This is a genomic window from Azospirillum sp. (assembly GCF_050789165.1).
In genome coordinates this window covers 13,396-32,995 of the sequence record NZ_JBOZRT010000023.1, presented here as the reverse complement: position 1 = coordinate 32,995, position 19,600 = coordinate 13,396, and the positions used below count along the sequence as shown (strand labels likewise).

Annotated in this window: 17 protein-coding genes; 3 read left to right on the top strand and 14 right to left on the bottom strand. The window is 65.1% G+C overall.

Translation table 11 applies throughout. The features are described 5' to 3' along the window. The first annotated feature begins 309 nt into the window (after positions 1-309). Entirely contained in the window at positions 310-780 is a 471-nt protein-coding gene (locus tag ACRWK7_RS04575; RefSeq protein WP_431855010.1) for a DUF3102 domain-containing protein, read from the top strand. A gap of 96 nt (positions 781-876) precedes the next feature. Here the strand turns inward: ACRWK7_RS04575 and ACRWK7_RS04570 are convergent, their stop codons facing one another. Then, positions 877-1,422, bottom strand: coding sequence for a recombinase family protein (locus tag ACRWK7_RS04570; protein ID WP_431855009.1), 546 nt, complete (start codon positions 1,420-1,422; stop codon positions 877-879). A gap of 242 nt (positions 1,423-1,664) precedes the next feature. Here ACRWK7_RS04570 and ACRWK7_RS04565 point away from each other — a divergent pair, with 242 nt between their 5' ends. Next, a complete protein-coding gene (locus ACRWK7_RS04565) occupies positions 1,665-1,919 on the top strand; it encodes a hypothetical protein (protein WP_431855008.1) in 255 nt (84 codons plus the stop codon). A 1,198-nt stretch (positions 1,920-3,117) separates the two neighbouring features. Here the strand turns inward: ACRWK7_RS04565 and ACRWK7_RS04560 are convergent. The 4 genes from ACRWK7_RS04560 to ACRWK7_RS04545 all read right to left on the bottom strand — a co-directional run bounded on the left by ACRWK7_RS04560 (position 3,118) and on the right by ACRWK7_RS04545 (position 6,870). Beyond that, entirely contained in the window at positions 3,118-3,423 is a 306-nt protein-coding gene (locus ACRWK7_RS04560; RefSeq protein ID WP_431855007.1) for a MarR family transcriptional regulator, read from the bottom strand. A gap of 108 nt (positions 3,424-3,531) precedes the next feature. Beyond that, complete coding sequence (locus ACRWK7_RS04555; protein ID WP_431855006.1) at positions 3,532-4,116, bottom strand: virion core protein, T7 gp14 family; 585 nt, start codon at positions 4,114-4,116, stop codon at positions 3,532-3,534. 265 nt (positions 4,117-4,381) lie between these two features. Next, the gene (locus tag ACRWK7_RS04550) at positions 4,382-4,723 is read right to left on the bottom strand and encodes a hypothetical protein (RefSeq protein WP_431855005.1); all 342 of its coding nucleotides are present in this window, start codon (positions 4,721-4,723) and stop codon (positions 4,382-4,384) included. A 701-nt stretch (positions 4,724-5,424) separates the two neighbouring features. Further along, positions 5,425-6,870 (bottom strand): DUF6538 domain-containing protein, encoded by a 1,446-nt coding sequence (locus ACRWK7_RS04545; RefSeq protein WP_431855004.1) that lies wholly within the window; start codon positions 6,868-6,870, stop codon positions 5,425-5,427. 494 nt (positions 6,871-7,364) lie between these two features. On the opposite strand from ACRWK7_RS04545, the gene ACRWK7_RS04540 reads away from it, so the two are divergent. Beyond that, positions 7,365-9,119, top strand: a complete 1,755-nt coding sequence (locus ACRWK7_RS04540) for a hypothetical protein (protein WP_431855003.1) — start codon at positions 7,365-7,367, stop codon at positions 9,117-9,119. Positions 9,120-9,291: 172 nt separating this feature from the next. Here ACRWK7_RS04540 and hcrB read toward each other — a convergent pair whose 3' ends face one another. From hcrB to padE, 9 genes are all read right to left on the bottom strand, one after another. Further along, positions 9,292-10,296 (bottom strand): 4-hydroxybenzoyl-CoA reductase subunit beta, encoded by a 1,005-nt coding sequence (hcrB, locus tag ACRWK7_RS04535; protein WP_431855002.1) that lies wholly within the window; start codon positions 10,294-10,296, stop codon positions 9,292-9,294. After that, entirely contained in the window at positions 10,296-12,611 is a 2,316-nt protein-coding gene (gene hcrA / locus ACRWK7_RS04530; RefSeq protein WP_431855001.1) for a 4-hydroxybenzoyl-CoA reductase subunit alpha, read from the bottom strand. Before hcrA ends, hcrB begins: the two co-directional genes overlap by 1 nt. Beyond that, positions 12,608-13,081: a 4-hydroxybenzoyl-CoA reductase subunit gamma gene (gene hcrC, locus ACRWK7_RS04525; RefSeq protein ID WP_431855000.1), complete on the bottom strand. Its 474-nt coding sequence runs from the start codon at positions 13,079-13,081 to the stop codon at positions 12,608-12,610. Before hcrC ends, hcrA begins: the two co-directional genes overlap by 4 nt. A gap of 377 nt (positions 13,082-13,458) precedes the next feature. After that, entirely contained in the window at positions 13,459-14,787 is a 1,329-nt protein-coding gene (locus tag ACRWK7_RS04520) for a phenylacetate--CoA ligase family protein (protein WP_431854999.1), read from the bottom strand. A gap of 40 nt (positions 14,788-14,827) precedes the next feature. Beyond that, entirely contained in the window at positions 14,828-16,162 is a 1,335-nt protein-coding gene (gene padI, locus ACRWK7_RS04515) for an NADH-dependent phenylglyoxylate dehydrogenase subunit beta (protein ID WP_431854998.1), read from the bottom strand. A 15-nt stretch (positions 16,163-16,177) separates the two neighbouring features. Continuing rightward, a complete protein-coding gene (gene padH / locus ACRWK7_RS04510; RefSeq protein ID WP_431854997.1) occupies positions 16,178-17,437 on the bottom strand; it encodes an NADH-dependent phenylglyoxylate dehydrogenase subunit epsilon in 1,260 nt (419 codons plus the stop codon). An 11-nt stretch (positions 17,438-17,448) separates the two neighbouring features. Further along, the gene (gene padG / locus ACRWK7_RS04505; RefSeq protein ID WP_431854996.1) at positions 17,449-18,684 is read right to left on the bottom strand and encodes an NADH-dependent phenylglyoxylate dehydrogenase subunit alpha; all 1,236 of its coding nucleotides are present in this window, start codon (positions 18,682-18,684) and stop codon (positions 17,449-17,451) included. Beyond that, entirely contained in the window at positions 18,677-18,976 is a 300-nt protein-coding gene (padF, locus tag ACRWK7_RS04500; RefSeq protein WP_431854995.1) for an NADH-dependent phenylglyoxylate dehydrogenase subunit delta, read from the bottom strand. The genes padG and padF overlap by 8 nt, the downstream gene beginning before the upstream one ends. Then, positions 18,960-19,541: an NADH-dependent phenylglyoxylate dehydrogenase subunit gamma gene (padE, locus tag ACRWK7_RS04495; RefSeq protein WP_431854994.1), complete on the bottom strand. Its 582-nt coding sequence runs from the start codon at positions 19,539-19,541 to the stop codon at positions 18,960-18,962. The genes padF and padE overlap by 17 nt, the downstream gene beginning before the upstream one ends. Between the last annotated feature and the right edge of the window lie 59 nt (positions 19,542-19,600).

Sequence of the window (19,600 nt, the reverse complement as noted above, 5' to 3'; positions counted from 1 at the left end):
GCTCGGGGGTATGCCGCTTCCGACGGGCCATTCCTTCCTCCTCCTGAGTGCCCAGCCTTCACATAGGGGCTGGAGCGGGTTCAGGGGGGCAGGTCACCTCTACCTAGGTTCTCTCTTCAGAGACACTTAAGTTTCCCCCCCTTACCCCCCGTTCCCCCTCTAAGGGGCAACCTAATTCCTCCCCCTTTGCTAGGGTGCAACCCAATCTCCCCTAAGGGGCATTGAGCTTGGAGTGTCTTCCCGGAGGGGGGCTGTGTACGGGCTTAGGTGTAGTCACTATACCGAAGCCCTCCCAAGGAGCACGAGCACATGACCGCAATCCAAGTTGTCGTGGATCTTCCGTTCCTCGCGTCGGAAATCAACGACGCACACAAGCAAGTTCAGTATCACGCTAAGGGAATGCTGCTGGACGCAAAGCGGGCCGGTGAGGCTCTGATTGCTGCTAAGGAACAGTGTCGCCACGGTGAGTTCAAGGCGTGGGTGGAGAATAACACCCATGTATCATTTAGAACCGCCCAAAGATACATGAGGGTGTATGAGGTATCGTCTTCCAAATGCGTCAACCTTGACGCTTTTGAGGGTGGTGTCGTCGCTTTCCTAGACGCACACGCCACCAAGCGTGAAGAGGCACCTAAGCCCCCTCCCCAGGACTTCACCAGAGAAGACGCTGAGTGGGTCCTGAAGGTCAACGCAAGAGCCGAAAGGGGCGACGGCGGGGAACGGGATGTAGCCAAGCGTAAACTTGAAGAGTTCGCAAAGGGCTTTGGAGGCTTGGTGTAGTGACTATACCGAACCCTGAGAGGATGGTCTGGTGGCGGTGAAGGGGGACCCTAAACGCGGGGCACCCCATATCACGGATACGCACCGGAAAAAGCTTTAGGCTTCAAGTATCCGGTAGACGCTGGCCCGACCGATCCCGAGCCGCTTGGCTATCTCCGTGGCACCAAGCCCCTCTTGGTCCCTAAGCCGTCGCACCTCGGCTGCATCAATGGACGGCTTCCGGCCCTTGTAGACACCTTCTGCCTTCGCCTTCGCAATCCCCTCCATCTGACGTTCCCGCCGAAGGTTCGTCTCAAACTCAGCGAACACGCCGAGCATGTCTAGGAACGCCTTGCCCGCTGCCGTGCTGGTGTCTACCGGCTGTTCCGTCGCCTTCAGGTCCGCACCCTTGGTCCTCAGTTCCCGCACGATATCCTGAAGGTCCCCGATGGAGCGGGCCAAGCGATCAATGCGGGTGACCATGAGTGTGTCGCCAGGGCGAAGGAACTGCATGAGGGTGTCGAGTTCGGTCCGTCCGTTCCGGCTGGTGCCGCTGGCCTTCTCCGTACGGATCACATCGCACCCTGCATTCCTAAGCGTCTCTTCCTGAAGAGTAAGGTCTTGGTCCGTGGTGGACACCCGAGCGTAACCGTAGACGGCCATAACACCCGCTCCCTGTCTCGTTTGGGTCTAGACCATCTCACATTGCCGTCTCGGAATTCGGTTGTCAACCCAAATGAGACACGGAAAGCCTGGGCTCGGCTGTCTCGCTTGGACGCCTTGGTTGGGTATACCAAAATGAGACGGCACATGGCTTGGGTTCATGGTGACAATTCGGGCGCTAGCTACCCGACCCCTTCCTTGGTACAGTTTTCCAGAGGAAAACCAGAACGGGGGGGGATGAAATGGAGAGAGAAGACTTGCGCGACCCAGATGCGGCTTATGCGGAAGGCTACCGCGCCGGGCAGCGGGATTTGAGGCGTCAGGTAGAAACAATGCTGAAAAACTTTCTCAAGGAACGCGAACTCGTCAATAGCGTGTTGGCCGACCCAGATGCTTTGATTGCGTACGCTAAGAAGCATCCTGAGTTTGAAAGCGCCATCACTACTGCCGTCCTTGTCATGCTCATGGAAGGTGCTGACGACAAGGCAAACGCATAGCGCGCCCCAGATGCTACGCCAGAGCCCGCCAGAGCCTCCGTGGTGCGTTCTGCGGCCCGTCAGGCACGACGTAGCGGCCAAGCCTAAGGTGTGCCAGTGGGCTTCCCAGGCGCCTTTGCAGCGGTCGGGGCGGGTAGGTGGTTTCCCGCCTTCGGTTCCTCTTTCCGCTCCACCTTCTCCGTCCGCCCGATGTTCCCGACGTTCATTGTCGAGGTGTTGCCGTGACGGTCGGTGTAGGTGCGTTGTTCAGTTTCACTGCGATTTTCTCGCAGTGACCTGACCATGAACTCACTCGTTCCTGTCCGCCGGGCAATCTCCCGGTTGGACCACGAGGACCACTCGGGAACTTCCAGCAGCCGCAGCACAGCCCTTCGCTTGTCCGCGTTGGTCCGCCTCAGGCCATGCGTTGCGTTCGCCCCGACGCTGAAGAGGATAGCGTCCCGCTGGGTACCTTGGCGCACCCGTCACGCAGCCCATAGGATGCCCGTGGGTGCGTTCTGGCTCCGTTTAGGCCCCCAAAGTGGCGGCGTGAGCTTGGCCGCATGGGCGGGCATCCTAGGCAGCCTAGCGGCGATCTGCTCCGATCCCGTCTGAAGGGCGGGGGTGGCGCCAAGCGCAGCACCAGGGCGACGGCCCCACGGGGGGAAAGCGGCAGTTCAGGAAATAGCGATAGGCATCGCAGATTTTTGAACTAAAATAGAGCTAACACCCAACCAACATCAAAGCCCACTCCATGCGCCATTCCGTTCCACTTCTAATCACCCTCCTGTCCGTTTCTGCATGTACCCAAAGGATGATCCCTATCGTGTCCATTGAGGCAGAGACACCAGCCTCTGTAATCATCCAGTACCACAACATCAAGTTCGGCTTGGGCAACGCAACGCAAACAGCCCAGGCGTCTTGCATGAAGCATGGGAAGAACGCCCGTTACATTAGAGAAACCTTCCAGATCCCCTCGGATGATCCTGGGGGATGGTATCGGGCCGTCTTCGATTGCGTCTAGGAGCCCCAGGGAAGCCCGTACAGGGCATCTGGGTCCTGGGAGGTACCAGCCTAGCGGAGCCAGCTAGGGCTTATTCTAGGGCATCCCGCAGACTAGCTCCAGGTCAATTCCGGGTCCACCAGAGGTTCCCCCCTCATGTGACCTTGGCGTACCTGAGTGATGGGGGATAGGTATTTAGTATCGTGTTACCTTTCTTTATCGGCATGCTTTAGAAGCCTTCTCAACGATTTCGCGGCCCTTCTGCGTGAGCGATGCCGCTTTGTTTCGGCGGTCCCCAGGGATTTCATAGGCGGTCATTAGCCCTTGCTCCACGAACCAATCAACAATGCGAGAGACAGTTGATTTGCTCAGATCCGTGAGCACGCCCACTTTCTTGAAGGAGATACCATCAAGATTTGCCACCAGCACTAGCACATGGGCGTATTGAAGTGGCTTCTGGTCTAACGTGTCCCTCAATCTAGCGAGGGCCGATAGCAGCCCGACAGATCCCTGAGGCGACATTTTCCACTCCCGTTTACCGTTATTCTGCAACGCCATAATCAATACAAACTATGGTTGCTGTCAACGGGTGGTGGGATTTCTTTTTTGGCATTTGGTTACGTGAAGTTATCATGCCTGGATTTTGAGCTTACCGCGCGCGTCCCTATCCCAGTCCCGATAGGCGCCCCAGGTTTCGGTACCGGCTCGCACAGCGGCACCCAGGTAATCCGGGGCTTTCGGCTCGGGGATTTGATTGATAGTGGATTGCGCACCCGCTCGGACGCCTTCCATGGTCGCTTCGATCTGCGCCGACTTGCGACTGAAGTTGGTCTTTACGGTTTCGGTAAAGCCCGATTGCTGACGCTGGAAGTCAGCCAATAGGGCATCAACGGACAGGCCCGAGATACCCGCCTCACCGGCAGCCGTAGCCGCCTTAGCGCGCGCCTTGGCACCCTCAAGGGCAGTGTCAGTGATGCGCTGAGAGGCGTTCTCCAATTCCTGTTGGCGCTGAAGCTGAAGCTGATCGTAGCTGTTGATCGTCGCGACACGCGCCGCCTCGGCCTGTGCCTGGGCGTACTCCTTGCCCCGCTTCTGGGCTTCCATCTGCCCAGCAACGGAACCCAAGGCCCCCAGAGCGGAAACCGCCGTGCTGATGTAGAACATCTCGGCCGCAGTCAGGCCAGTGACCACAGGTGCGATGGCGCCACCGGCCATGGCTGTTCCGGCAGTCGCACCAGCAGCGGCAGCCGCACCGGCAGCGCTGAGGGCCGCACCAGAGCCAGCCGCAGCGGCAGCAGTCGTGCCCGCGAGGGTGGCTGTGGTAGCTGCACCAGCCGCCGCGCTACCCGCAGCAGCAGCGCCAGCGGCAGCCGCAGCGGGAGCTAAGAAGAAGCACACGTGTTGAAATCCTTTCGATTGATGGGTAAACAAAAAAGCCCACCACAGGGGAACCTATGGTGGGCCTTTGGTGGTGAGTGCTTCAGTGAGCCGATATGGTCTTTCCATATAGCGGCGCTTTGATAAGCCAAATAAGGCTGCATACCGCTTTTTCTGCGCTAAAGGGGCCTTCTTGGTTTGCGCCAAAGTTAAGCCCTTGGTCCGCCCATATCCGTTCGAGAAGAGAGGCGGAAGCAATCTGGAAGCGGCACAAGGTTCTTCCGGTGCTTTTGAACCCTTTCCGAGACAGGAACTCGGTGGCTGGCATCGGCTTGTTATCGGTCCCGTCAAGACCATTGTCGATGACCGTCTTAAAGTTGAGAAATATGCACTCCGTAGCCAGGAGGTGCGCTTGGTGATCCGTGGTGATTTCGCGTGCGGTCATGGCTGTTCCTTTCCGGTTGTCGGATGCGTTGAGACGCAAGGGGCCGTCGCCGGTGTAGTGACTACACCGACACTGACGGGCCTGTTGGGGGATGCTGACGGGCACCGATGACGGGCCGTCCTTCAGCTAAGGTGCAACCAATTGTGGGTCACACATTTACCCGCGTCCGGTCGATGACTTTGGGAGCGGGGAGGAAGGCCTATCATCGGTGCAGTCGCTACACCAACTTGACGGGCCGTCCTTCAGCTAGGGTGCAACCAAATGTGGGTCACACAATTCAGCACGGGCAGGTTGGGGGCTTTGGCCGGTGGCCCACCGTTGATGCAGTGACTACACCGAACAGGCGGACCACCATCAGCCAGGACGTGGCCTTACGCCGCCCTCAACCAGCGCGGCCGACGCTGAGCAGCCAAGGCCCAGCGACGAGGTAGCTTTCCCCATCTTCCCTCCAGGCTTCCAAGAAGCGGAAGTTCCGCCCCTCGGGATGGGCTACGGGCTTCACAGGGCCACGATAGAAGCCAATCCAGAGGCAGACGGAGTTCAGGCGCGCGACCAATCCAGAGCAACGGGAAAAGGTAATGTTAAGGCGCATTGGTATTCTCCATAGATTGCGCCGAAAGTGGTAACACAAAGCATGGCGAGTTCAACGATCTTTATTTGTATTATATCTAAGACCGGCTTACGTCTGATGCGGTTTAGTCTCATACCACTTCAAATTTGAAGCCGTCGTATTGAATTTTATCAATGACTTCTTTACGTTGCTTCATGGTCAAACCGTCCGGGTTATAGACCCTGTACGTGATGCCGTGCTTCTCATGCCCGATGATTTCAGCCGCCTCAGTCTGTGGAACCCGCGCGCGCTCAAGGCAACGGACAACGTTCTTGCGGAATGAGTGGAATGCCTTTCTCCCTACCCCGATCACCTCGCGATCACGGCGGAAGGTGCTGAACGCCTTAGAGGCATTCCAAGACAGCTTCTCGTCTGGACCGCCGGGCTTCAGTTGGGGCCACAGGCGTTGCTTCGGGTCATTGGCACGCCGATCCAGCAGCCACATAAGCTTGTCGTGAAGAGGAACGGGACGGACACCAGCATCAGACTTTGAAGCCACAATATCGAAGTGCCATATCCCGTTTTCCTGGCGCACGTTCTCCCAGGCAAGAGAGCAAATCTCGTTCAGTGGCATCCCCGTATAAAGACCAACCATGGGTATTTCCCAAAGGATAGGATTGGCTGGGCGTGGAATGAACAGCCTATTCAGTTCATCCGTCTCAAACGGAACGTACTCGTCAGAGTTCTTCTTATTCACAGGTCGGAATAGCCCATCAAACGGGTTGTCCCCTCCCGCCTCTTGCCGGGTCTTCGCCCACTTCCAAGCACAGCTAAGGGAGGTAACATAGCGGTTCAGGGTACGGACAGCCATACCCTCTTCAGCGCCCGAATAGAGTTCCTGAAGATCCTTGAAGGATCTGGATTTGGTCTTTGGAGATCGCCCCCAATTGGGATCGAATTGCGCTACAATGTCGAGGAAGCCAACGGCATCTTTCAGAGTAATGAGACGCATGGGCTTGTCAGCAATGAAATCTTTGAATAATCGAAAGACGGCTTCATACTGACATATGGTTTGCTTTTTAAGCTCAGGCTTAACGCTATCCAAGTACTTCTTGGCGCACTCACCGAATGGCATTCCGTATGCAGACTTCGCTTTAACCGTCCTCCCTTGGACTTCCCTCTGGTAGTCGTTCAGCGCGTCAATCCTGGCCTGTGTCACGGGATCGATAGGCGTGTCAGGGTTCGGGTTCTTCCGCTCCCATTCCTCTGCAATGGCGCTCAAGGCTTGGCTGACGCCACTATCCGGCCCGTCAGCATCAGCGAAGGCTCCGCCGAAGGCGCCTGTCCTGGCCTCGTCCAGTGTCTCCCGGTAGACGGCCCAGGGCTGTTCCTGGGGAGCATTGCCCCGCATAGCGTCGAATGCCTTGGACCAGTGGGCCGCCCTATCCCAGCGCAGCTTTTGAGCAAGAGACAGGTCACGGGTCTGAAGGCTTTCCACAATGTCCGCCTTCCCAACCTTAGCCCTCAGATCAGCAGGAACGCCGATCCTGAAATACCACGTCTGGCGTCGCTGCTTCAGGAACCGAAGATCCGCCATGATACCCCCAAATGGTACACGCTGATGGTACACGTTTCAGGTACACGAAGCGCCAACCAGCAAGGAAAGTCAAGGCGTCCAAGGCTTACAAGGCAAAATGGCTTAGGCTCCTGGCGCCCCAGCCACCCTCCCAAAGCCCATATTTTCCAAGCACCTTCAGCGGAAATGCCGGGTTGTATGGTACAGGTTGGCGGGGCATTCCAGCTGACCAAGCCCGTCCGTGGCGCACTCCATTATACCGGGGGGCAACCCCTCACTGCTGGCACCACAGCGCCTCTCGCGCCCGCGCCCGTTTGATCGCCATGGCATCCAATTAATCCCGAATCTTTCGGCGCTAACCATCTTGTTCTAGCCCCACTAACATTGCGCCGTTGCGCAGATTTACATCCTTGCAGATATTTTTGGCCAAGCTCCACGCTTAAGGGCCATGCCAGTTGTGTCGTCAGCAATGGCGATGGCGGCAATGTACGTTTCATATATTGCTGGAGGCGCAGGTGTCGAAATATCTCTGGCTTCAGTATACCATTGAAAAGCTTGAGACAGACTGGCGCAGAATTCCAGCCAACCAGACGGCCAATATTGCCGGCGTTGATGTTGAAATTTATGGAGCCGTTACGGTCTCTGGAGGCTGGAATATACGGCGGTTGGTATCGGCATCGTTCGAACTTCCGAAGTCCGCCCACACCAACTTTGCAATGAATGCGAAGGTCGGTGAAACCTACTGGTCAGACACCCCTCGGTCCGTGGCTGACAACGCGACAATTCCGTACGAGTATGCTATTGTAAAACCGTCAATTGATCCCGTAAGCCTCAGCCAGTGGGCAGAAGCACTTTTCAACAGCGCAGTTTATGTGGCCGGCACAATCCTTAATGCTGTCACCGATTCTGTCCTCATAGAGAAGTTGTCATCCACTGGCCTGGCGGTCTTTTCCGCTTACGGTACTTACAATACAGTTGTGAGCAATCTAGACAAGCAAATGACTTTGTTAAATGGTGGCATGAGTGGACAAATTGGCCCCGACGAGATGTTTTCGCAGTTCCTGAAGGACGCAAATCAATATGGCATAGACCTTGCCGGTTCGGGCATGCCGTATCCGCTGCACCTCGCAATGACGGAAATCGCCCTGTTTAAATCGCCGGCCGGTTCCGCAGGATACGCATACGACTCTGTATCCGGGAAATATAAAGACCTAAGCGCCAAAGCCGTTAATGCACTGAATGGATTTACGGGAAGCTCATCCAATGACGGCTTCTTAGGAGGCGCCGGCTCTGACAGAGCAAACCTGGGGGACGGAAATGATATCGTAGAGGGAGGGTATGGCAACGATACCCTTCAAGGCGGTGCGGGGAACGATACCATGGATGGCGGCCCCGGCTTCGACACGGCCGTATTCACGGGGAAGCGATCCGATTATACGATTACGCGTTCAGGCAGCAAGATCACTGTGAGCGGGGCCGATGGAACGGATACACTGAGTGGCTTCGAACGCCTTCAGTTTGACGACCGTATCGAAGTCGGCAGTCAGGCATCTCCACAAACGCCAGCGACCGCCCTTACCGCCGCGTCCGGCGGGACCAGCCTCAGCATCCAGCAGGTCTCAATGGCAGACACCGTGGATGCCGCGCGCGGCGTCCTGTCGTCCAAGGTGCAGGTGAATGGCCAGGATGTTACGGGTGTCCCCGCTACACTGAAGAAGGGCTGGAAGGTCGGCACCGTGGCGGACGTCACCGGGGACGGCGCGCCGGAAATCTTCTTCTTTGGCGTGGACACGGTGAACGGGGTGGGATCGGGATACGGCGCAACATGGTCGCTTAACGGCGCCGGCGCGGTGACGGATGCCCGGGTTCAGATTCAAATGAAGCGCCAAGGATGGGAAGTGGCTGGCGCCGCAAACGTCAATGGCATCAGCGGCGACGAAATTCTCTGGCAGAACACCCTGACAGGAGAGAAGGCGATCTGGACGGACAGCAACCAGGACGGGACCTTCGACGGAGGGTTCGTAATTACCGGCCTGGGAAGCGATGCCTCCGAAAGAATCATTGGTGTTAGCGATATGAACAAGAACGGGCAGCAAGAGCTTCTCCTGTTCAATGACGCCACGAATAAGCTGAACGCCTATGAGGCCACGCCGGTTGCCGGAGGCAGCATCGCGGTATCATTGTCAGGCACCTACAACACTTTTGCAGAATACCAAAGCGCAGCGGCCGCCGCAGGGGCGGGATATACGGTGTTCCCGTTCGTCGCCTGATCCATCGACAGCGATGGGAAGCAGCCTTGCAGCTGCGTCCCCACCCCTTCCCCGGCCATCCCCTCGGGTTCACCGCGGTGACCGTCGGGGGCCGGAGAGGGGAAGGACGCGCACACCTCAGCGCGGGCTGCGCGCTCGGGGATGCCCCGGCGGCGGGCAATACCGCTCTGGTTTAGATCGAGGCGTTCGCCGTCAACGAGTCGCCGGAGTCCCACAGCGCCCCCGCCAGCCGCACGGCCGAGGCGGCGGCGACGCGGCGGCGGTACTTCGGCGCAACGAGGGTGGTCCTGACGGCCTTGCACGCCGTGCGGACCGCTTCGGCGAGGATGGTCGCCGCACTCTCCGACCAGGGTTGACCCTCCAGGCCGTCGAGGCCGGGCACCAGCACCGGCGCCGAGGCGACGCCGGTCAGCGCCGCCCGCAGGCCGGCCAGCCGGCCGCCCTCGCGACGCAGGGCGACGGCGACGCCGGCCAGCGGGAAATCGACGGAGTCCCGGATCCGCACCTTGGCGTAGCCGGCGACGAATCCGGCCGGCGGCGGCACGTGGATGGCGGTGACGATCTCCCCCGGCCGCAGCGTCAGATGCGTGCGTCCCTCCTCGTGGTAGACGTCGGCCAACGGCAGCAGGCGCACGCCCCCGTCTCCCTGCACCTCGACCTCGGCGCCGAGGACCATCAGGGCCGGCGCCACGTCGCCGGCGTACACGGCGTAGCAGCGCTCGCTCTTCTTGACGGCATGGCAGACCTCGCCCTTGAGCTTCAGGCAGTAGCCGTTGGCGGCGCGCCACCAGTCGCTCTGGTTGAGGTACACGCAGCGGGTCTCCTGGCACAGGTTGCCGGCCAGCGTCGCCGCCACGCGGTGGGTCGGCCCGGCGACCGACGCCGCGGCCTGCGCCAGCGCCGGCCAGCCGTCCTGGACCCGTGGGTCCTCGGCGATCCGCGCCAGGCTCACGGTGGCGCCGAGCCGCAGGCCGTCGGTCCCGACCTCCATCTGGTCGAGCCCGGCCACCGCCGTCAGATCGACCAGCGCCGGCGGCTCGCCCATGCCGCGGCGCAGGTTGGGCAGCAGGTCGGTGCCGCCGCCCAGCGGCCGGCCGCCCGGCGCCGCGGCCAGCGCGGCCAGCGCGTCGGCGACGGAGGCCGAGCGGTGCAGGCGGAACGAAGGCATCAGCGTCATTATTCGGTCTCCTTGCACCCGGCCTCTTTGGCGTCCAGCAGGTCGGCGATGCGGTCCGGCGTCAGCGGCACGGCGTGGGCGCGCACGCCGACGGCGTCGTGGACGGCGTTCATCAGCGCGCCGATGCAGCCGGCCAGCGGCCCTTCGCTGGCCTCCTTGGCCCCGAAGGGGCCGTTGGGGTCGATGCTCTCGACGATGTGGACCTCGATGTCCGGGCTCTCGGCCATGGTCGGCACGCGGTAGTCGAGCAGGTTGACGGCGATCCCGCGCCCCTCGTCCCAGCGCGTCTCCTCCGACAGCGCCTGCCCCAGGCCCATCCACACCGCGCCCTGGGTCTGCCCCTCGACCGCCAGCGGGTTGAGCGCCCGGCCGACGTCGCTGGCCACCCACACCTTGTGCACGCTCACCTTGGCGGTGACCGGGTCGACCGAGCACTCCACCACCAGCGCGGCGTAGGAGAACCCCATGGAGGCGCCGATGGCGCTGCCGCGGATCGCCTTGTCGCCCTGGAACTCCCTGGGACAGGTGAAGGTGCCCTTGACGGTGATCGTGCCGGTGTCGACCAGCGCCTCCTTGACCGCCTCGGAGAAGGACAGGTCCGGCTCCCGGCCGCCGGCGGCGCGGAAGGACTCGCCCAGGCACTCGACCTCCTCCGGCCGGACGCCGAGCCGGCGGGCGGCGGCGGCGATGAGGATCGCCTTCAGGTTCTCCGCCGCCTGGATGGCGGCGTTGCCGACCATGAAGGTGACGCGCGAGGAGTAGCTGCCGTTGTCCTTGGGAGTCAGCGCGCTGTCGGTGCTGACCACGCGCAGCCGCGACCAGTCGCAGCCCAGCACCTCGCCCACCACCTGGGTGACGATGGTCGAGGACCCCTGGCCGATGTCGGAGGCGCCGGTCAGGATGGTGACGCCGCCGTCGAAGTCGAGCTTGAGGTTGATCACCGCGTGCGGCTCGCCGGTCCAGTGCTTGGGCGTCGAGGTGCCGGAGACGAAGTGCGAGCACGCCATGCCCAGCCCGCGCCCCGGCGGCAGGCGGCCGCGGCGCTCCTTCCACCCGGACGCCGCCTCGACGCGGTCCAGGCATTCGGGCAGGCCGTAGCTCAGCACCTTCTGCGCCATCAGCGTCGTCGTCGGCGCGTCCAGCAGGTTGGCGCGCCGCACGGCGAAGGGGTCGAGCCCCAGCTCGCCGGCCATCTCGTCGAGCAGCGCCTCGAAGGCGGCGCGCATGTCCACGGTGCCGTGGCCGCGCATCGCCCCGCAGGGCGGCAGGTTGGTGTAGACCCGCCAGCCGTCGTACTTCACCGCCGGGATGTCGTAGAGCCCGTGCAGCAGCGCGCCGGCGTAGAGGATCGTGATGATGCCGTAGCCGGCGTAGGCGCCGCCGCGCTGCGTGCACTCCGCGGCGCAGGCGGTGAGCCGCCCGTCGCGGGTCATGCCGAGCTTGAGCGTGATGTCCGCCTGCGGACGGCCGCGGTGGGAGAGGAACGTCTCCTCCCGCGAGAGCAGGAGGCGCACCGTGCCCCCCGCCTTGCGGGCGAGCAGGGCGGCGATCACCTCGAAGCCCAGCGCCTCGGTGCGGGCGCCGAAGCCGCCGCCGAGGAACGGCTTCACGACGCGGACGCGGGCGGTGTCCATCTCCAGGCACTGGGCGACGGTCAGGTGCACGTAGTAGGGCACCTGCGTGGTCGAGTGCAGCGTCAGCCAGCCGCGCCCGGGGTCGTACTCGGCGAGCGTGGCGTTCGGTTCCAGGTGCGCGTGGTTGACCTCGGCGAAGGTGAAGCGGCGCTCGCGCACCAGGGTGGCGGCGGCGAAGCCCGCGGCCACGTCGCCGAACTCGTTGTGCACCTCGCGCTCGACGTTGCCGGGCTTGTTGTCGTGCAGGAGGACGGCGCCCGGCGCGCGCGCCTTCGCGCTCTCGAAGCACGCCGGCAGCGGCTCGAGGTCGAGGCGGATCAGCTTCAGCGCGCGGGCGGCGGTCTCCTCGTCCACGGCGGCCACCGCCGCCACCGGCTCGCCCCGGTAACGCACCTTGTCGCGGGCGAGCGGGTACTCGTTCCGGGCGATCGGCAGCACGCCGAAGGGAACGGCGCAGTCGGCGCCGGTGACGACGACGACGACGCCGGGCAGCCGCTCCGCCGCGGCGGTGTCGATGCCGCGGATGATCCCGTGCGGGATGGGGCTGCGCAGGATGCGTCCGGCCAGCGCGCCCGGCGCCGGCAGGTCGGCGGTGTATCTGGCGCGGCCGGTGACCTTCTCGAAGCCGTCGACCAAGGGGGTCGGCGTGCCGATGCGCCGGGGCTTGTCGAGCGTGGTCATGCCGCAGCCTCCGGCACGATGGCCGCCTGCACCGACTCGACGATCTTCACGTAGCCGGTGCAGCGGCACAGGTTGCCGGCCAGCGCCTCGCGGATGCGCTCGGCCGTGGGGTCTGGGTCGCGGCGCAGCAGGGCCTCCGCGGCCATGATCATTCCGGGCGTGCAGAAGCCGCACTGCGCCCCGAGCTTCTCGTGGAACGCCTGCTGCAGGCGGGTCATGCGGCCGTTGCGCGCCAGCCCCTCGACGGTCTCGACGCGGCGGCCGGCCACCTGATGGGCCAGCGTCGAGCAGGCGAGCCGCGGCTGGTCATCGACCAGCACGGTGCAGGCGCCGCACTCGCCGCCGTCGCACCCCTGCTTGGTGCCGGTCAGCCCGGCGACCTGGCGCAGATAGTCCACGAGCAGCATGGCGTCGGCCACCAGGTCCTGCCTGGGGCGGCCGTTGAGGGTAAGGTCGAGAACCGATTTCACGCGCTGTCCTCCCCGGTGGATCCGGACGAGGATATTGTTGGCCATACCAACAATATGTGCAACGGTATTTTGGTATCGGAATGCGGATTATGGGCGATGACGTGGACTTCCGCCCACTCCTTCCGTCATCCCCGCGAAGGCGCATAAGCGCCGCGTTAAGCGATTTGGAGCCGTCTCCCCGCGCTCATTCCCTCCCATTCCGTCATCCCCGCGAAGGCGGGGATCCATAGCCGACATAGCGGACGCGTTGGGAATTATGGATCCCCGCCTTCGCGGGGATGACGGAATGGGGAGGTGGTTGAACGCCGAGTGCGCGCCGAAAGCCCTTAACGCAGCGGCAAGCGTCCCACGAAGGCTCGGGCACGCGCCCCCGCCGCTCAGGCCGGCCCGGCCTTCTTGCGCAGATCGCGGACGCGGATCGCCTTGCCCTGGGAGCGCGGCAGCTCGCCGGGGCTCAGCACCACGACCCGGCAGGTCACGCCGATGATCGATTTGATGTGGTGCTGCACCTGGCGGCCGATGTGATCGTAGGCTTCCTGGCCGATGGCAAGGCCGGGCTCCGCCTCGACCTCCACGGTGAGGGTGTCGAGCATGCCCTCGCGCTGGATGACCAGCTGGTAGTGCGGCGCGATGTTGGGGAAGCCCACCAGCACCGCCTCGACCTGCGAGGGGTAGACGTTGACGCCGCGGATGATGAGCATGTCGTCGTTGCGCCCCGTCACCCGCAGGATCCGCACGTGCGTGCGCCCGCAGCTGCACGGCTCGACCGACAGCCGCGTGATGTCGCGCGTGCGGTAGCGGATCATCGGCAGCGCCTGCTTGCTCAGCGTGGTGATGACCAGCTCGCCGGCCTCGCCCATGGGCTTGGGCTTCAGGGTCTCGGGATCGACGATCTCGAACAGGAAGTGATCCTCCCAACCGTGCAGGCCGTCGCGCTCCTGGCACTCGACGGCGACGCCCGGCCCCATGATCTCGGACAGGCCGTAGATGTCGTGGGCGCGCACGCCCAGGCGCTCGTCCAGCTCCTTGCGCATGGCCTCCGACCAGGGCTCGGCCCCGCAGACGGCGATCCGCAGCGGGCCCTTCTTGAGGTCCACGCCCTCCTTCTCCGCCACCTCGGCGATGTTCAGCGCGTAGGACGGCGTGGCGCAGAGGATCTGCGCCTCGAAGTCCTGGATCAGCACGATCTGCTTCTCGGTGTTGCCGCCGGACATCGGCACCACGGTGCAGCCCAGCCGCTCGGCCCCGTAGTGCGCGCCGAGGCCGCCGGTGAACAGGCCGTAGCCGTAGGCGTTGTGGATGGTCTGACCCGGCCGGGCCCCCGCCGAGGCGAGCGAGCGCGCCATCAGCCGCGCCCAGGTGTCGAGGTCGCTGGCGGTGTAGCCGACCACGGTGGGCTTGCCGGTGGTGCCCGACGAGGCGTGCAGCCGGACCAGCTCGCTCCGCGGCACGGCGAACAGGCCGAAGGGGTAGTTGTCGCGCAGGTCGGACTTCACGGTGAAGGGGAACTTCGCCAGGTCCTCCAGCGTGCGGAGGTCGTCCGGCACCACGCCCGCCGCGTCGAACGCCTTGCGGTAGTGCGGTACGTTCTTGTAGGCGCAGCGCAGCGTCTGCTGCAGGCGCCGGAGCTGGAGGTCGGCCAGCTTGTGGCGCGGCATGGTTTCCGCTTCCGGCGCGAACATGTAGTCGGCGGTCGTCACGGACATGGCGGTTTCCCCTGCAATTCTTGTCGTTGGGCGGCGTATGTCATGCGCCGCTTCGTTCGAAGCGGCGCAGTTGCGCGATCTTGCGCTCGACGGTGGCTTGGATGTGCGCGACCTGCTCCTCGCTGAGGTGCCGGTACTTGCCGATGCCGGTGAGATACTCGCGCACCGGCCGCGGCCGAGCGGTCGGGCGGGTGAAGGTCAGCCCGGTGTCCGGCGTGTATTCCCACAGCGCGAAGAAGTTCGTCTCGACGGCCAGGCGGCAGACGTCCGTCGTCCGGTCGGAACCGAAGCGCCAGCCCGTCGGGCAGGGCGCGAAGACGTGCAGATAGGCCATGCCCGTCCTGGAGACCTCGATGGCCTTGTCCAGCTTCTCGTAGAAGTCCTCGAGGAAGGCGGTGGCCGCGGTGGCGACGTAGGAGCAGTTGTGCGTCATCATCACCACCGGCAGGTTCTTCGCCTCGGTGGACTTGCCCTTCAGCCGCTCGCCGACGGGCGTGGTCGAGGTCCACGAGCCGTAGGTCGTCGCCGAGGACGCCTGCATGCCGGTGTTCATGTAGCCTTCGTTGTCGACGCAGATGTACAGCATCGGCTCGTCGCGCTCGGCGGCACCCGACAGCGACTGGAAGCCGGCGTCCGAGGTGCCGCCGTCGCCGGCCAGCGCCATCACCTGCACGTCGTCGCGCCCGACCCGCTTGTAGTAGCGCTTGATGCCCGTGAGCATCGACGCGGTGTTGGTCAGCAGCGGGTGGAACACCGGCACCTTGGTGCCCGTGCGCCCGTTGTAGCCGACCGTCCCCATGCCGGGGATGCAGCCGGGCGGCGTCGCCACCACGGTGTTCGGCCCGACGTGGCGCAGCGTATGGCGGATCAGCAGCTCGGAATTGCAGCCCTGGCAGGCGGCAAGGCCGGGGGCGAACAGGTCCTCCCGCTCCGCCACGCGCCGGTGGATGCGCGCCGCGGTGTTCAGCGTCAGCGCGCCGCGGTCGCACGCCTTCACGCACGCCGGGTCGCCGTCGCACAGGTCGCACTTCGCCACGTGGCCGACCTGCGCGTCGCGGGTGATGCCGGCGTAGGCGCACCCCACGGTGCACAGCAGGCAGTCGACGCACCGGTCGGCGTCCCAGGCGACGACTCCGGTCTCCGCGTCCTTCGCCAGCGCGGCGGACGGGCAGTTGGAGACGCACTTGGGGTCGCCGCACTGCCGGCAGAGCGCCAGCTCCCACCCCCCGGGGGCGGTCCCGGCGGCGCCGAGGATCTGGATGCGGGACTGCACCGGGTCGTCGGTCCCGGACTTGGCCTGCGCGCAGGCGGTGACGCACTTCATGCACCCGTCGCAGTCCTGCGCGCGGAAGGCGATGGTCTCATAGCTCGGCATGCCCTGCCCTCCGCTTCAGCGCCACAGCTGCGACATCAGCGTCCGCCCGGTGTCGAGCGGCGCCGCCACGAAGTCCTGCTTCACCGGCGCCAGATCGACGCGCCGGCTGATGAGCTGCCACATCACCCCGGCGTCGATGGGCATGCCCACCGTGCACACGCCGATCAGGCGGCCGTCCTTCAGCGAGAGCCGGCTGTAGAGCCCGGCCCTGGCGTCGAGGCGCCGGTGGATCTCCACCGACGGGTCGTCCTCGCCGGCGATGCCGACGCTCACCGCGTGGCGGCCGAAGAACGGGAAGGTGTTGATCGGCAGGCCGCCGGCGTAGGGCTTGAGCGCCGGGTCGCCGGCCATCGCCATCCCGGCGATGCGGCCCTGCTCGACCGCGTCGGGCAGGATACCGTTGACGATGGGCGCCGCCCCGAAGAAGGCCCGCGCCTGCGCCACGTCGCCCGCCGCCCAGACGTCGGCGACGTTGGTGCGCATGGTGTCGTCCACCAGGATGCCCTGCCCGACGGCGATGCCCGAGCCGTCCAGGAAGCCGGTGGCCGGCCGCACCCCGGTGCCGACCAGCAGCAGCTCCGCCGGCAGCGTCTCCCCGTCGTCGAGGGTGACGGAGACCGGCCTGCCGTCCCGGCCCTGCACGGACGACACCGTGCGGCCCGTCATCAGAGCGATGCCGCGGTCGCGGAACGCCGCCTCGACGATCCCGGCCGCCGGGGCGTCCAGGTAGCCGGGCAAGGCGTGCGCCTGCCGCTCGACCACCACCACCCGCGCGCCGGCCTTGGCCAGCACCTCGGCGGCATGCAGCCCGACCAGCCCGGCGCCCAGCACCACCGCCGTCGCCGCCCCGGCCCCCGCCTCGCGCAGCGCCAGCGCGTCGTCCAGGGTGCGCAGGACGTGGAAACGCACGTCCGCCAGCCCGTGCACCGGCGGCACCGCGGGCGCCGCGCCGGTCGCCAGCAGCAGGCGCTCGTAATGCCATTCCGTGCCCGACGCCGTCCGGGCCACAGCGCCGGCGGTGTCGATGGACACCACCTCCTCGCCGCAGCGCAGGTCCACCGCCCGCGCGTCGAACCACGCCGCGTCCTTCAGCGCGACGCGTTCCGGCCTGGAGCGGCCGGACACGACGTAGGGCAGGATGGTCGGCGAATAAGGTCGGTGCGCCTCGCGGCTCAGCACGGTCAGCGAGCCCTCGGCGTCCCAGTGGCGGATGGCGGTCACCGCCTCCAGGCCGGCGTGGCTGGCGCCGACGACGAGATAGCGGGTGTGCGGCATCGTCGGTCCCCTCAGTCGTTCTCGTTGAGCCACACCGGGCCGTCCGGCGCCCGGCCGGAGGCGGCGGCCGCGAAGGCCATCTCGATGCAGCGGGCGAAGTGGCCGTCGGTGATGTCGGCGCCGGCCAGGCCGCCGATGACGCTCACCGCCGGGATCATGTGGCGCGCGTGGTACAGCGCGCCGAGCGTCTCCTGGTAGACCGGCCCGGCGTTCCAGCCGTAGCTGACCGCACGGTCGACCACGGCGACGGCGTTGACCCGGGACAGCGCCCGCGCCATCGCCTCGACGGGGAAGGGACGCATGGTCTTCACCTTGATCAGGCCGGCCCGCTTGCCGGCGCTGCGCAACGCGTCCACAGCGTCCTTGGCCGCCCCGGTCATCGACCCGATGGTGACCAGCGCCACCTCGGCGTCGTCCAGGCGGTATTCCTCGATCAGCGGCGCGTGGTGGCGGCCGGTCAGCCGCCCCCACTCGGCGTGCGTCTCCTGGATGACGCGCAGCGCGTTCCGCATGCCGTTGCACAGGCCCTTGCGGTAGCGCACGAACATGGACGGGCCGGGGCCGCCGGCACCGCCGGTCAGCGGATCGATGGCCATCGGGCGCAGCGGGTCGAGCGCCGCGTGCCAGTTGACGTCCTTGACGCCGAGGAACCCGTCCACCGCCGCCTGCGCCGGCATCTCGGCGCGCGCGACGCCGTAGCTCAGGTAATTGCCGTCGTGGTTGACGTTGACGGGGAGCATCACGTCGCGATGCTCGGCGATCCGGTAGGCCATGATGGTGGTGTCCAGCACCTCCTGCACGGTCTCGCAGTACATGTGGATCCAGCCGCAGTCGCGCACCGTCATGGCGTCCTGCTGGCCGCCCCAGACGCACTGCGGCGTCAGCATGTCGCGCGTCACCAGAGAGGCCACCATCGGCAGCCGCAGGCCCGGCGTGCGCACGTACGGCTCGAACATGAAGGCCAGGCCCGGGCCGCAGGTCGCGGTGTAGGTGCGGGCGCCGGCCAACGCCGCGCCCTGGAGCGCCGAGAGCACGCTGTGCTCGCCATCCAGGTTCAGCAGCTCGGCGTCCAGCGTGCCGTCGGCGATGAACTGCGAGACGTACTCGACCAGCGACGACTGCGGCGTGATCGGGTAGACGGCGACCACGTCGGGGCGCGACAGCACCACGCCCCAGGCGGCGGCCTCGTTGCCGTCGCAGACGATGGTCTTCGGCGCGTTGGGCAGCACCGTGGCGGCGTCAGCCATCGATTTCCTCCACCATGCTGATGGCGCGGTGCGGGCACTCCCGGGCGCAGATGCCGCAGCCTTTGCAGACCCGCAGGTCGATGTCGAACCACGCCGCCTTCTCGACGACGCACTGCACCGGGCAGTACAGCCAGCACACCGCGCACTTCACGCACTTGGCGCGGTCCACCACCGGCCGCAGCGCGCGCCAGTCGCCTGGCATCAGCCCGCTTAGCTGGGTCGCGACCGGGCACAGGTCGTCCGGAACGGCGGGTGACACGGTGGCCGACACGGCGTCAGTTCCGGGCTTCATAGCCGTCCTCCGTGCGCCGGTAGACCGTGGTGCCGGCGTAGCCGCGCTCGACCGCCGTCAGGTTCTGCGCCAGACCGGCGTCGCGGAAATCCGCGGCCTCGATGCCTTCCTTCAGCGACTCCAGGGACACCAGCCCGGTCGTCCGCGCGAACGCGCCGAGCATCACCGAGTTGGTGATCGGCCGCCCGAAGATCTCCAGCGCGACCCCGACGGCGTCGCACAGGCCGAGCGTGCCCACCGTGTCCGGTGCCGCCAGCTCCTCCACCGGGCGCTTGGTGGCCTGCACCAGCGCGCCGTGCGCGGCCATGCCGTCGAAGATGTTGACGGCGCGCCCGACCGTCGGGTCGATGCACAGCAGCGTGTCGGGACGGTAGATGTTGGTCATGGCGCGGATCTCGCGCCCGTCCACGCGCAGGCAGGCCGACACCGGCGCGCCGCGCCGCTCGAAGCCGAAGGAGGGGATGGCGACCACGTGCTTCCCCTCGGCCACCAGCGCCTTGGCCAGGATCTCGGCGGCGAGCACCGTGCCTTGCCCGCCGCGGCCGTGAATGCGGATTTCGTGCATGGGAACTCCCTCGGAGCGGCGCCGTCCGGCGCCCTTCCGGTGGTGCGTGGCGGCGGGGC